The 13,510-nt window shown below is 54.7% G+C and carries 12 protein-coding genes and 1 pseudogene; 9 read left to right on the forward strand and 4 right to left on the reverse strand.

The genetic code is table 11. The annotated features are described in order from the left end of the window. Nucleotides 1-12 precede the first annotated feature (12 nt). The 9 genes and pseudogenes from W02_RS18125 to W02_RS21660 all read left to right on the forward strand — a co-directional run bounded on the left by W02_RS18125 (nt 13) and on the right by W02_RS21660 (nt 10,874). Complete coding sequence (locus W02_RS18125; RefSeq protein ID WP_173050281.1) at nt 13-1,029, forward strand: FecR domain-containing protein; 1,017 nt, start codon at nt 13-15, stop codon at nt 1,027-1,029. A gap of 298 nt (nt 1,030-1,327) precedes the next feature. Next, on the forward strand, nt 1,328-3,814 hold the full coding sequence (locus W02_RS18130) for a TonB-dependent receptor (RefSeq protein ID WP_173050283.1): 2,487 nt from the start codon (nt 1,328-1,330) through the stop codon (nt 3,812-3,814). 155 nt (nt 3,815-3,969) lie between these two features. Then, nucleotides 3,970-5,190, forward strand: coding sequence for a PepSY domain-containing protein (locus tag W02_RS18135; RefSeq protein ID WP_173050285.1), 1,221 nt, complete (start codon nt 3,970-3,972; stop codon nt 5,188-5,190). A gap of 46 nt (nt 5,191-5,236) precedes the next feature. Next, nucleotides 5,237-5,572 (forward strand): TonB-dependent receptor plug domain-containing protein, encoded by a 336-nt coding sequence (locus W02_RS18140; protein ID WP_173050287.1) that lies wholly within the window; start codon nt 5,237-5,239, stop codon nt 5,570-5,572. A gap of 94 nt (nt 5,573-5,666) precedes the next feature. Next, nucleotides 5,667-6,245 (forward strand): RNA polymerase sigma factor, encoded by a 579-nt coding sequence (locus W02_RS18145; protein WP_173050289.1) that lies wholly within the window; start codon nt 5,667-5,669, stop codon nt 6,243-6,245. Next, nucleotides 6,245-7,291 (forward strand): FecR family protein, encoded by a 1,047-nt coding sequence (locus W02_RS18150; protein WP_173050291.1) that lies wholly within the window; start codon nt 6,245-6,247, stop codon nt 7,289-7,291. The genes W02_RS18145 and W02_RS18150 overlap by 1 nt, the downstream gene beginning before the upstream one ends. A 210-nt stretch (nt 7,292-7,501) precedes the next feature. Further along, nucleotides 7,502-10,111, forward strand: a complete 2,610-nt coding sequence (locus tag W02_RS18155) for a TonB-dependent receptor (protein ID WP_173050293.1) — start codon at nt 7,502-7,504, stop codon at nt 10,109-10,111. 312 nt (nt 10,112-10,423) lie between these two features. Further along, nucleotides 10,424-10,663: pseudogene (locus W02_RS22255) on the forward strand (PIN domain-containing protein); the annotation flags it as partial. Between the two features lie 4 nt (nt 10,664-10,667). Beyond that, entirely contained in the window at nt 10,668-10,874 is a 207-nt protein-coding gene (locus tag W02_RS21660; protein WP_232068590.1) for a PIN domain-containing protein, read from the forward strand. Nucleotides 10,875-10,976: 102 nt separating this feature from the next. On the opposite strand, the gene W02_RS18165 is transcribed toward W02_RS21660, so the two are convergent. The 4 genes from W02_RS18165 to W02_RS18180 all read right to left on the reverse strand — a co-directional run bounded on the left by W02_RS18165 (nt 10,977) and on the right by W02_RS18180 (nt 13,486). After that, nucleotides 10,977-11,222, reverse strand: coding sequence for a DNA-binding protein (locus W02_RS18165; protein WP_173050295.1), 246 nt, complete (start codon nt 11,220-11,222; stop codon nt 10,977-10,979). Between the two features lie 262 nt (nt 11,223-11,484). Next, the gene (locus W02_RS22260) at nt 11,485-11,682 is read right to left on the reverse strand and encodes a type II toxin-antitoxin system HicA family toxin (RefSeq protein WP_197742063.1); all 198 of its coding nucleotides are present in this window, start codon (nt 11,680-11,682) and stop codon (nt 11,485-11,487) included. Further along, the gene (locus W02_RS18175; RefSeq protein WP_197742064.1) at nt 11,675-11,851 is read right to left on the reverse strand and encodes a type II toxin-antitoxin system HicB family antitoxin; all 177 of its coding nucleotides are present in this window, start codon (nt 11,849-11,851) and stop codon (nt 11,675-11,677) included. The genes W02_RS22260 and W02_RS18175 overlap by 8 nt, the downstream gene beginning before the upstream one ends. Nucleotides 11,852-11,986: 135 nt before the next feature. Beyond that, nucleotides 11,987-13,486: a PepSY domain-containing protein gene (locus W02_RS18180; protein WP_173050297.1), complete on the reverse strand. Its 1,500-nt coding sequence runs from the start codon at nt 13,484-13,486 to the stop codon at nt 11,987-11,989. Nucleotides 13,487-13,510: the final 24 nt, after the last annotated feature.

Consider the following 13,510-nt stretch of genomic DNA (forward strand, 5'->3'; position numbering starts at 1 on the left):
GGCTGAATGATCATGGACGTCTCGTTTCACAGGCATTCCCCGTCGGCATCCGACAGAGCACTAAAGTGGTTTCTCCGCTTGCGGGAGCCCGCATGCACCGATGCTGAACGAGTTGCATTCGAGCAATGGCTCGCGGCTGATGGAACACATCGAGGCGAGTATGAGGCGATCACAGATGTGTGGACTGGATTGGAACCGGTGGCCGAGAGTCCGAGTCATGAATTGCAGGGCCAACTGTCGCAGGCGATGAAACCCCGTGGCCGAAGCCCACAAACTGCCCGATCCGGATCGCCATGGCGCGCAGTAGGATATTGGACGGCCATCGCCGCTACGATCGTTCTGACGAGCGCCACGGCCTGGTGGTGGATCGAAGGGAAACCGATCGTGACCGCCTATCATACGGCTAAGGGAGAACAGCGGTCGGTCGTCCTGGATGACGGAACGGTCATGGACCTGAATACCGGCACCGATGTGACCGTTCGCATGTGGAAACGTGGCAGACAGGTGGTCGTAGAATCCGGCGAAGTCTATTTCACCGTGGCGCAGGATCCTGCCAGACCGTTTGAAGTACTGGCCTCCGAGGGCCACATTCATGATATCGGGACGCAGTTTGCGGTTTATAAACAGCCGGATCGAGTCGTTGTCTCGGTCGAAAGCGGTGCCGTCAACGTCGAACTCCCTTCAGAAGGAAAAGCCATATCCGCCGGGCATGTATTGAACGCAGGGGAACGGGGAGCGTACGTAACCCATGGCGGCTGGGCGCCGCTTGATACGGTGATGCCGAAGTACGTGGCTGCCTGGCGTCATGGGACATTGCGTTTCGACGGTGTGCCGCTGTCTGAAGCCCTCTCCGAAGTCGAACGCTATTGGCCTGGGCGCGTGCTCCTCGTCGATGCAGCTCTTGGGACGACGCAGATCAGAGGAGTGTTCAACACCCGCAATCTTGCCGAATTCTTTACCGCTCTGCCGAATATCGTGCCGGTCGAGATCGCAAATCGATCGGGCGATATCATCATCAGCCGGCGTTGAGCGAAAAAGTCACAAATTCGAAATAACAAGCACCGGATTCCAGGGTGAGAACATCCGAAGTTCGAATTTCGAAATTCGAGTTTCGAGATTCGGACTTTTGAATTCGTGCGTCAGATTCACGGGTCGAGCTTCGGATTGCGAGTCTCGAACTTCTCATTCCTTGGTTTAGATTTCAGGATTCGGATTTCGAGCTGCGAATTGCAGGATTCGGTTTTCAGAGGTTGGGGATTTCCATTGTTGTCCGTCTACCTCGTCAGTTGAGCGTAAAGGTCGGGTCACCCGGATGAGGCGAGGGGCAATGATGGACACAATCAGCAAGATCGCAGGACGGATTCTGAATGTAACGGGCGAATGCCCATGGACGATCACCGCGCGTGGAGTGATCTGGATGGCCGTGTCTTGCACGTGGGCGGCGTCTGCATGGGCGCAGACGATCACCTTCGACATTCCAGCGCAGCCGTTACCATCGGCACTTGATGCATTTGCCGAACAGACGCACGTTCAGATGTTGTATAAAATGGAGGCCGTTCAGGGGTTGCAATCCGCCAGGGTGTCCGGCGAGTTCACGAGAGAGGAGGCTCTTCAAACCCTGCTGCAAGGCACGGGATTGTCCTTTCAACCCGGCGGGCCGAATACGTTCACGCTCCAGCCCGTTGCCGCGCCGCCCATTGGCCAACCGCACAGTAATGGCCAGAAACCGGTCAAAGTCCCTGAGATTCTAGTGAAAGACGTGCGGGAACGCGATAACGACACGAAATCCTATGTAGCTGAAGAAGCGAGCACGGCGACCAGAACGGATACACCGATCAGAGATGTACCGCAGTCGATCCAGGTGATTACGCGAAAGGTAATCGAAGAGCAGCGGACGTTTCGCTTGCAGGATGCTCTAGAAAATGTGTCCGGCGTTGTGACCAACCGGAGTTCACAGAGTCTTAATGATGCTTTTTTTGTTCGCGGCTTCGCGGTTAACAATGTGTATCGTAATGGGCTCGTCGATCCAACCAATAATCTCAACGGTACGGACAACTACAGTCTTCAGCGTCTAGAGGTGCTAAAAGGTCCGGCGGCAGTGCTCTATGGCATGGGCGATCCGAGCGGGATCATCAACCTCGTTACGAAAAAACCGTTGCCAGACCCGTACTATTCCATCAATGCGACTTTCGGCAATTACAACTTCTATCGCAGTGAGATCGATGCGAGTGGGCCTCTCAATGCTGGCAAGACGTTCCTATACCGGCTTAACGTTGTCGGCCAGAATGCCGGTAGCTTCGTTGATTATGTTAATCGGGACCTCGTCGGGATCTCGCCCTCTTTGACCTGGTTGATGAGCAATCGGACAACCCTGACAGTTGAAGCGGATTACTTTAGGCGATGGCTTCCTCGGTACAGCGGTGTCCCGGCGCTGGGAACAGTTTTGCCGAATGTGAACGGAGAAATTCCTCGCAACCGCAATGCGTCGCTGGGCGATTTTGAGCGGCAAGATAGGGAAACGATGCGCGTGGGGTATGACCTCACGCATCAATTCAACAATAGTTGGGCGATTCGAAACGCTTATAGATATTCGGTGTTCAACGAATATCAACTCATTGCCGCCAACCCGTCCACGCTACTTCCCGATCAACGTACATTGATGCGCAACGGCATAGAAGACGGGTCAGTCGGATCGGTCTGGCATAAGCATTTTCACAACATGTTTACGAATCTAACCGGCCGATTCGACTTGTTGGGTATGGGACACAACTTTCTCGCTGGCGTAGAATTTCGACAAGACAAGACCGATTCAAGTACGGCTGTCTCAAGGCGGGCTCCAAATCTGGATCTGTTTGCACCAGACTATTCTCAAGGATTGGGCGGAATCACCGCTGCCTCTCTCTTGAAAGATGACAGTAAAATGGCTGGTGCCTATCTTCAGGATTTGGTCGCGCTGCTGCCCAATTTCAAATTGTTGGCAGGGATTCGTTTTGATTATGTGCACCAGAGCATCAACCCGACTGCGAGTACTCAACAAACGTCCGACGACACCGCCGTAAGTCCCCGCTTGGGCTTGGTCTATCAACCGATCGAACCGGTATCGCTCTACACGTCTTGGACCCGGGGCTTTCTTCCCAATCTGCCATCTACCTTCAATCCAACTGGACAGTTGTTCAGTCCCGAAAGATCCACTCAGTACGAAGTCGGTATGAAGACGTTTTTCCTGGACGATCGAGTTTCGATGTCACTGGCTTGGTACCACTTGACGAGAGAAAATTTGTTGACGCCCGATCCGATTCTGGGTCCGCAAGGGTTTCAAATACAGACCGGTGAACAGCGGAGCCAGGGGATCGAATTCGATGTGACTGCCAGCATCAGGAGCGGTTGGAATGTAATCGCCAGTTACGCATATACCGATGCAGAAGTGACTGCAGATAATAATCCGGCTTTATTGCACAAACGTCTAGGCATGGTTCCCTATAACAAAGCAACGCTGTGGTCTACTTATTATTTCCAGGAGGGGTTTCTACAAGGATTCGGTATAGGCGGAGGCATCTTTGGATACACCAACCGCAACGCAGCGATCTTGGGACCGCAACTCAATATTCCGGGATATGCCCGTATAGACACCGCGTTATACTACAACCACGATCTGCAACCTGGAAATTGGCTCCGCGCGAAACAGGTCAACATTGCCCTAAATCTCCGCAATCTTTTGGACCAAGGCTACATTGAATCGGCAAACAATTCGACGACGCGATTGTTCTTCGGCGAACCGCGTACAGTCCTGGCCACCGTTGGATTGAAGTTTTAATTCCCAATGGGACGATCTGCAGCTCGTGCGATAAGTTAATGATTTTATTGAAAGTCCATATTCTTTGATGTCGCCAATTATCTTAGGTGGGTTTATCCCCCCTTGAACCGTCTTCATATATAGGAGTTGAGTCCAGTACCATTCGCTAAAGATACATGCGCGCTATAGGTGTCGTCATTCACCGTTGGGCAGGGCTGTTGACTGCCCTGTTCCTGCTCGTTTCGGGGCTGACCGGTGCGGTGATCTCCTGGGACCACGAGATTGACGAATGGCTCAACGACCATCTCTTTGACGTCTCCACGACAGGCCGCGCGATCCCCTATCTTGAGTTGGCCGCGCGCATCGAGGCCGCAGACCAGCGGGTGCGCGTCACCAACATCCCACTGCAAACAGAGTCCGGTCATTCCCTATTGTTCGGCGTCCAACCGCGCGTGGACTCTCAAACCGAGAAACTGTACAAGGTCGGGTACAACCAGGTCTTTCTCGATCCGGTCACGGGGAAAGAACTCGGCCGCCGCGAGTGGGGTGCGGTTGCCGTGGACCGCGAACATCTCATGGCATTTCTCTACCGCCTGCATTACACGCTGCACATTCCCAACTTTGCCGGGCAGAATCGCTGGGGCCAGTGGTTCATGGGTGGCGTCGCCATCATCTGGCTGCTCGATTGCTTTGTCGCGCTGGCCATTTCGTTTCCAGACTGGCAACGCTGGCGGCGATCCTTTGTGGTTCGTCACGGGAGCCGCTATCAATTGAATTTCGATTTCCATCGGGCAGGCGGATTGTGGACCTGGGGCATTCTGTTGATTCTGGCCGTAAGCGCGGTGTATTTGAATCTCGCGCGGGAAATCGTTCGCCCCGCCGTGGCAGCGGTGACGACGGTGACACCGAATCCATTTGACCTTCGGAAGCAGCGTCCACTCAATCAGCCGATCGAGCCAACCATTGACTATGGGACGGTCATCACCAAGGCCGAGCGGGAGGCCAAACAGAAAGGCTGGCGGGAACCGATCGGGGGAGTGTCCTACAATGCCCGTTATGGGATCTACCAGGTGAGATTCTTTCAGCCTGAAAACGATCACGGGTCGGGAGGGTTTGGGGTACGAAGACTCTACTTCGATGGTTCGGACGGCGCCTATCTGGGTGAGCATATTCCCGGCAGCGGTACGGCAGGCGACATATTTCTTCAGCTTCAATTTCCGCTCCACAGCGGCCGCATTGCCGGCATCCCTGGCCGCATTTTCATTTCCCTGATGGGTTTGGTCGTGGCAGGTTTGTCGGTCACCGGCGTCGTCATCTGGCTCAAACGGCACGGCAGGCTGGCCATAGTGAGCGCAGCGCTTAGTAAGACTTCGCCCCGCCCGCTCGTCCAGCGGTAGCCGGTTCATCGTTGACTGGGTCTGGATCAGGCTGCGACAATGAATCATGATCCGGACCAAACAGATACTTCTCTCGTTTCTCCCGTTTCTAATGGTCGCCGGTCTGGTTGGCTGTACAACGACGCAGGCAGATGTGGAGCAGGCCGCCGATCAGCATTCCCAAACGGCTTCGCAGCGGAACCCTTGCGAGCTGCCAAAGACCGAGCGGACCTATGTTGAGCCTTGTACGTCTTTCACCTCACGCAACCCTGATACTCCAATCAAGGACATCCCCGGCTCCGTTCAGGTCATCAATCGGGACTTGATCGAGGATCAACGGGCCTTGCGTATCGGTGATGCCCTTCGCAATGTCAGCGGTGTGCAAGGCGGTGGAGGCCGGTGACCCGCCTTCAGTAATCTGGAATCTGAACATTCCCTTTCCCGCTCGAATCCGCTAGTCTGCCCCCTAAGTCGACCTCTGCGCCCTCGGTATCCGTATGAGTGCGTTACCTTCTTTAGATCTCGAACAATTGTTCCAAGAACACCAGCGGGATTTGCTGGCGATGCTCCGGCGCATGGTTGGCTGCCAGGACACGGCTGCCGATCTGGCACAGGAAGCGTACGTGAGGCTCGCGCATCTCCCGGCTTCGCAGACCATTGCATCTCCAAAGGCATTTTTGTTCAGGACGGCAACCAATCTCGCGCTGGACCATTTTCGCAGAGAAAAACACCGGGGGCAGAAGCAACGCTCACTGGATGAGGCCGAGAAGATTCCAACTGAGGCTCCGCCGGCCGATCAGCAAGTGTATGACAGACAGCGGATTGCATCGCTGGAAGTCGCTCTGACGAATTTATCCGAACGGACAAGGTCCGTCTTTGTCTTGCGGAGGGTTTACGGATATTCGTATCAGGAAATCGCCGTGCAGTTGGGCATATCCGAACGGTCCGTCGAGAAACACCTCGTCAAAGCCATGACGCACTGCCAGCAGATGTGTCTCAACGAAGATGAGCCTCCGGCGGATGACACCTCGGGGGGTGGCGATCCCGATGACACGTCTTTAGGAGAGAGGGTATAGTGATCGGCTCATTGTCGATGACGCTGTTCGGCAAGTTAGGCAAGGTGCGCATGACTCCGTCAGATACGAATCAAAATGGCGGTGCTAAACTCGATCAACGTCTCATGCGCGAAGCCACCGAATGGTTCATGCGCCAGTCGGCATCCGATTTTTCCATGGATCAACGTGCGAGGTTGGAAGCCTGGCGGCGGACCAGCGCCGCGCACGATCGCGCGTATAAGAAAGTGGCCGCGCTATGGGAAGCACCGGAAATGACTCTGGCTGCCAAACGGGTGGCGGGGACCGCCGTCCCGGCTGATATCGCGCGCATCTCTCGTTCCGGAAGGTGGAAACAGCAGCGGATCGCGGCAGTCGCGGCGACGGTCTTGCTGCTGAGTCTCGCGCTCTGGTCGAGTGATCTCCTGACCTGGTGGAAGGCCGACTATGCGACTGCCGTCGGAGAGCGCCGCGTCGTGACATTGACGGACCAATCGACCGTCACGTTGAACACCGATTCAGCTATCGCGGTGCGGTACGAGGCGGGCCGGCGCTTGATTCGCCTTCTGCACGGTGAAGCTTCGTTTGCAGTCCAACCGGATGCGGCCCGTCCCTTTACTGTCGAGACACATGGCGTGACGGCGACGGCCCTGGGAACGGAATTTCTGATCCGCGACCGGCAAGACGATGTGCAAGTCACAGTCCTGCACGGTTCGGTGCAAGTGGATGACTCGAGAACATCGGCGGCCTCACCCGTTCGACTGGTCTCCGGGGATCAGGTCACAGTCGGCCCGCAGGGTCCGGGAGCCGTCGTGCAGGTCGATGCCGCCAGTCAGGTTGCGTGGCTTCAGGGACGGCTTGTTTTCGTGAGAGCGCCGCTCGCTGAAGTGGTGCGGGAATTGTCCCGTTACCACCGCGGCTATGTTGCGGTGTGGAATTCTTCGCTCGACTCTCTGCCGGTTACCGGGATCTACAATCTCAACGATCCCGCCCGCGTCATCACGACGTTGGCCGATACGCTTCCGATTCACCTCGTGCGGCTCACGGATCACGTCATCGTCATCCGATAACTCATAGTCTTACTGTCTTCCGGTTTCCCGTCGTCTCTTCCCATCGCATTCTCGTGAGATTGGTTTAGTCCCAGCCGGTATTTCTCTCAGCCTTGTTTGTATCCGGAGAGGGGAGGGGGGAATTTTTCAACTCCATACGTCCAGCATGCAGGGGTGAGAGGGCAAAACAGCGATGGCCATCCACACGCAAAAAGAGAACCGGAGGCTGGCATGCAGTTAAGTATTGCGGGCAGTCGTTGCAAAACGAGTCGTGACGGGCGGGAAACCGTGTTCACGCTAAACATAAGAGCCTGCACGATGCTGGTTCTGGGCCTGTGGATCATGATCGGACAGGCGCTTCCGGCATTCAGTGAAACGGGAGCGGCTTCATCGACGAGCGCCGGCTCGAAGATCAACTATGACATCGCGGGTCAACCGCTCAATACCGCGCTACGGGATTTTGCATTGGCATCAGGGCTTCAAGTGAGCTTTCACGACGATCTTGCCAACGGCCTGACATCGCCCGGGGTGCGCGGTTCCTACACGGCGGAAGAAGCGCTGACGCAATTGCTGGCAGGCACCGGCTTGGGCTTTCGTTTTACGAGCGCTGATACGGTGACGTTGGAACGATCGAACGGGTCGTCTCTCGCGCCGGTGCCGCTGGTGGGAGCGGCCGCTGGAGGAGCAGCCGGAGCAGGTATCAGCGAAGCAAATTCCGGATCAACAGCACAAAAGCCGGTTAAAGTGCCTGAGATTCTGGTGAAAGATGTGAACCAACGCGACGACGACACGAAGTCGTATGTCGCGGAAGACGCCAGTACAGCCATGCGCACGGACACGCCGATTCGCGATACACCCCAGTCGATACAAGTGATCACGCGCAAAGTGATCGAAGAGCAACGCGCAATTAGACTCGATACCGCGCTTCAGAATATCAGCGGTATTTTTTCGTCGGCGCTCAGCAACGATGTAAACGATGACTGGTTTATACGAGGATTTAATGCAAACAACAACAACATCGTCCGCAATGGTCTATTCGATCCCTTCTCTGCAACGAATGCGTCCGATCCCTATAACGTTCAGCGATTGGAGGTATTGAAAGGCCCATCATCCGTGCTCTACGGCCTTGGCGATCCCGGAGGCATCATCAACATCGTAACCCGTAAACCCCTGTCAGAGGCCGCCTACTCCGCCAATGTCATCCTTGGCAACTATAATCTGTACCGGTCGGAGCTCGACGCGACTGGTCCGCTGAATGCCAGCAAAACGCTGCTCTATCGGATGACCGTTGTCGGTCAAAAGGCGAATAGCTTCATGGATTTTGCAGACCGCAATGTGGTGGGAATAACTCCCTCCGTCACCTGGCTCATGAGCCATCGCACAACCCTGACCGTGGACGGTGAATATTTAAAACGTTGGACCCAACGGGTCACCGGCGTTCCGGCGGAGGGTTCGGTACTGCCTAATATCAATGGGCCGCTCCCACGAAATCTTTTCACCGGGATGGGCGGTTTTGGCCGGAATGATCGAACCGTCTACCGAATAGGGTACGATCTGACTCATCAGTTCAACAACGACTGGTCCATCCGGAACATGTATCGCTATGCCATTGAAGATATTAATCAAGTCAATGGTGGCCCCTTGGCCATAGATCCTGATCAAAGGACGATCCAACGATTCTGGTTTGGAGCCGAAACGAGTCTCGCTCGATCGCACTATCACAGCATGATCACGAACGTGATCGGCCATTTCAAGTTGTTGGACATGGACCATACGTTATTGACCGGGGTGGAACTACGACAACAGCGGAGCAACCCTTCGCAGCAGATTCTACGCCTGGGTTCCTCACTGAGTTTCGACCTCTATGCTCCGGATTACAGTATTAATCCATATACCGCTCCAATTGTGAGCAACAGTAAGTTCGATCAAGGGCTAAGTTTGGTAGGCGTCTACTTTCAGGACCAAATCGCTCTCTTGCGTAATCTGAAACTCGTCGGCGGGGTCAGGTTTGACTACGTGTACCAATGGGGAAAGAACGGGCCCTATTTGGAAAATCCTCCTAAACAAAATTCCGATGATACGGGTGTGAGTCCACGGCTGGGCCTCGTATATCAGCCTATCGAGCCCGTATCGCTCTATACCTCCTGGATGCGAGGATTCTTACCTAACTCTCCCGGTGCGTTTAATCCTACCGGTGCGCTGTTCAAGCCTGAACGGTCCACGCAGTATGAAGTCGGGATCAAGACTTTCTTCTTGCAGAATCGACTATCCGCGACCTTGGCCTGGTATCACCTCACCCGAGAGAATCTCACAACCCAGGATCCGTTTATTCCGGGATTTTCCGTCCAAACCGGTGAACAGCGTAGCCAAGGCATTGAATTCGATGTCACCGCTAGTTTGATCACCGGCTGGAACGTCATCGCGAGCTATACGTACACCGATGCTGAAGTCACCAAGGACAACGATCCGGAGTTAGTGCACAAACGTCTTGGAAGTGTTCCGTATAACAAAGCCACGCTTTGGTCCACTTACCACTTTCAAGAGGGGCTGCTTAGAGGATTCGGGCTTGGCGGCGGCGTGATCGGCTATACGAGTCGGAACGCGTCTATTTTTGGGCCTGGGGAGGTGAATATCCCTGGTTACGTAATCGCAAATGCGGCAATGTACTATAACCACGACTTGCAAACAGGGAACTGGTTAGGAGCGAAACAAATAAACGTCTCCGTAAATCTTCAGAATCTACTCGATCAGCGATACGTCACAAACGGCTTCAACACCACGACCGGGTTCTTTTTCGGCGACCCGCGCACCGTACTGGCAACGGTGGGCCTGCGGTTCTGAGTTAATGAAAGGAGTGGCGCAGAAGCGATAGCTTGGAGAAAGACGTAGGTTTACGAACGGAGAACCTGACGCGCGGCTTCTTTCAACACCAAATCCACCGATGGTGCAGTGGCTCCAAGCCGTGTGGGGGACAGAAATATGGGGGACATTCTACAGCGGTTATCGAAGATGCGCTCCGTCATCTCCTCTCACGCCGCACGGCCAAGACGTCTCACAAGAGGGTCACTCTCCCGACCATTTCTGGCAAGGGGGTACGTCCAGGGATCGATCTCGACGATTCCGCAGCCCTCATGACGTTTATGGAAGAACCGCATGGTTCTTCTTGATGTCAACGTACTCATCTATGCCCACCGCGAGGATGCTCATGATCATCGAGCCTACCTCGAGTGGCTCGAAAATCTGATCAATTCCGACCAAGCCTATGGGGTTTCCGATCTCGTTCTGAGCGGCTTTCTCCGAGTGGCGACTCATCCCAAAGTCTTCAATCCACCCAGTTCGATGACTGCCGCCATCACGTTTGCTCGAGCACTTCGGGAGCCCTCCAATTGCACTGTGATTGCACCAGGTCCTCGTCATTGGGAAATCTTTTCCCGCTTATGTGGCCGGCGTCAAAGGCAACTTGGTTCCCGATGCGTATCTCGCGGCGCTGGCCATCGAAAGTGGAAGCGAATGGATCACAACCGACCGGGATTACTACCGCTTTCCCGGGCTTCGCGTTCGACATCCCTTCAAAGAAAGTTCGTCTTGGCGTCCATCCTCCTAACGATAATCCGATGAGCTTAATTTAAGGGGACATTCTGCTACCTTGAGTCCGCATTCAACCCAAGCACGCGCTCTTCAATGGTGAATGATCGCTGGCGGGCTGCTAGCGATTCACAGTGACGGCGAGACGAAATCCCAAGGCATGAAGAAGAATATCGAGACTCCGGAACTCAGGATTGCCATGCGGAGGAAGCATTTTATAGAGGCTTTCACGATCGAGTTTGGTTTTGTCGGCCAGCTGCGCCATATCTCCTTGGGGGCCTCCGCCACATTTCAGATATTCTTCGGCTTCACGGACATCACGTAGGGTCTTGATCAGCTTTGCCTGATAGGCGGAGCTCTTTTTCATGACTCCCCCTTATACGCACGCCTCTGCATGAACATGCCTGGGGGCGTGAACGCGAAATTGTAACGTTGACGAATGCTGGTATGCCGGCGAGTGGACCTTCCATCTTGACCGTTCTACCTATTCAGTGTCGATGCACACAATCCACTTGACTGACTACACAGGTTGGAATTGGCCTGAAGAAAAGTAGAATGATACTGTTCGAATTAATCCGTGTAAAAATGATTTCGAAGGTCGCTCTCAGCTACGAATCGCGAAGCTTGTCTCACGATGGCTCGCAACGTGCCAATGTCAAGTTCCTGATGGAGGGGAGATGGAGGGGAATGGTTAACGTTTGAGCTTCCTGTGCGGGTCCCTTTCGACGAAGCTTCACATGACTGCCGCGCTGGGAGTATGTCGTAAACCCAAATTGGACGAGGATAGCGATGACCCGTTCTCCAGACAACCGTCTCAGTCTAGGCATGAGCCAGGTCAAATTCCATTGTCACAAGAAGAGTGGGATTCGGTGCAAGTCCCAGTTCGGCCAGATCCTCTCCTTGCAGATGCAGTTCGACAGCCTCATGTAGATTCTTCATGGTTTCGTCCAACGATTTGCCTTGCGTCACTACGGCGATTTCCAGGCATTCAGCCACATAATGACTCTCTCGCTTCCGAACAACAGCTTTTCGGGCGATGCGAGCGCTTCAACTTTGTTATGTAGGCGGGGGATGGAGCCTGAAGAAAGACGTTTTGGTGAAGAGCTTTCCAATTCTCACTCCTTGACCCCGTCAAAGTTGTTCCGACTCTACATCAGGTGAGATCGCGGATGAGACTTGTCTGTGAGATTGTTCGGGACTGTCCTGACCGAGTCGTCTGACCATCCAACCCAACAGCACCCCGGCCGCCAATGCCGTGAGGTCGACTCCGGCTACTGCCCATTGTCCTCTCGGCACGCTCACCAGTAGATGACTCTTGGTCGTGAAGGCATTGAGCAGCGGCAGACTTCCCAACAGCAAGGCCGCGACAGAGAGTTGGCGTTTCCATGCGAACGTGTTCCCGCCCCGCAGCAGGCTATGCATGAGGCAAAATCCCCATGCCAGAAAAAAGCAGCGTACTTCCCATGATGCCCGCCCGGGAAGCGGGAGCGGCAACAAGCGATTGGCCCATAAGAACGCTCCGATCGCGACGAGCAATCCCGCCACCGCAGCGACGTTGAGACTTTCCATGAGACGAGTATGCATGGCACGCGGGCGGCTCATGTCATACCTCCGCCGCTTGGTGGTCCATGACAGAAGACTCGTGGCGATCATGATGCTCGACGTCAATCCCAAGATGAAGTAGACCCACCGTATGGCGGCGCTTCCGAACTGGGCGAAATGCAGATCGAATAGGAGTGACTGGGATGTCTCGCCGACGGGCGATTGGGCAGGCGGTCTGTCACCGGTTAAGCCATCTGCCAGACCCACGAGAACGGGTGCTGCGCGATCGCTCGTCATGTCCTGGACGTCGAATGCATGCTGAACCGGCGCCATGCCGGAATCTTCTTGGGACGAGATCGGTAATCCTGCAGACAGATAGATGGACCAGAGGACGACCAGACCGGTGAAGGTGATCATGAGGTGAAAGGGAGTCGCCAGTACGCCGGTGATGTTGTGCGTGTCCAGCCAGGCGCGGTAGGGAAAAGACTGAGAACGGAATGAAAAAAAATCCTTGAAGATCCTGCGATGAATGACCAGACCGGTGAACAGCGCCACGAGCATGGCGACTCCGGATGCGCCGACGATCCACGCGCCGGGTTGTCCCAACAATAGCTCATAATGGAAGTGGTAAAAGAAATCGCCGCCTTGAGTGTCCCGATACGTCACCAGTTGACCGGTGAGGGGGTCGATCGTTTGACCCGAAAACGTTCGGTTCTCCTGCCATTTGACCTTTAAGACCGGCAGGTCGGTAATGGATCCTTCTCCGGGTTGACGAACAGCCAGCATGGCCGGCCGCACTCGATATCCGGGATCCGGAGCACGTTCTCTCATGAGAGCCGATGTCACCTCTTGCAGTTCGGGCTGCATCCAAGCGGTGATTTCGTTGTCGAAGACAGTGAGCGTTCCCGTGAGAAAAACTGCAAACAACACCCAGCCGGAGAGCAGCCCGCTCCAAGAATGGAGACTGTTGATGGATTGAGTGAAGCCTTGGTTCATGACCCGGCAGGCTGTCCAAAAGTAATGCTGATTGGGAGCGACACTATAACATAGCCGGTCTTTCTCACTTTTTCCTTGTCGAATAGTGAGCATCCTCCTCCCACAAGAACTTCCCGA

Source organism: Nitrospira sp. KM1 (assembly GCF_011405515.1).
In the GTDB taxonomy this organism is placed as follows: domain Bacteria; phylum Nitrospirota; class Nitrospiria; order Nitrospirales; family Nitrospiraceae; genus Nitrospira_C.

What these genes read in the sequence shown, in the direction of transcription:
- W02_RS18125 (WP_173050281.1), top strand. Translation starts at nt 13, where the DNA reads ATGGACGTCTCGTTTCACAGGCATTCCCCGTCGGCATCCGACAGAGCA.
- W02_RS18135 (WP_173050285.1), top strand. Translation starts at nt 3,970, where the DNA reads ATGCGCGCTATAGGTGTCGTCATTCACCGTTGGGCAGGGCTGTTGACT.
- W02_RS18140 (WP_173050287.1), top strand. Translation starts at nt 5,237, where the DNA reads ATGATCCGGACCAAACAGATACTTCTCTCGTTTCTCCCGTTTCTAATG.
- W02_RS18130 (WP_173050283.1), top strand. Translation starts at nt 1,328, where the DNA reads ATGATGGACACAATCAGCAAGATCGCAGGACGGATTCTGAATGTAACG.
- W02_RS18165 (WP_173050295.1), bottom strand. Translation starts at nt 11,222, where the DNA reads ATGAAAAAGAGCTCCGCCTATCAGGCAAAGCTGATCAAGACCCTACGT.
- W02_RS18155 (WP_173050293.1), top strand. Translation starts at nt 7,502, where the DNA reads ATGCAGTTAAGTATTGCGGGCAGTCGTTGCAAAACGAGTCGTGACGGG.
- W02_RS18145 (WP_173050289.1), top strand. Translation starts at nt 5,667, where the DNA reads ATGAGTGCGTTACCTTCTTTAGATCTCGAACAATTGTTCCAAGAACAC.
- W02_RS22260 (WP_197742063.1), bottom strand. Translation starts at nt 11,682, where the DNA reads ATGCCTAGACTGAGACGGTTGTCTGGAGAACGGGTCATCGCTATCCTC.
- W02_RS18180 (WP_173050297.1), bottom strand. Translation starts at nt 13,486, where the DNA reads ATGCTCACTATTCGACAAGGAAAAAGTGAGAAAGACCGGCTATGTTAT.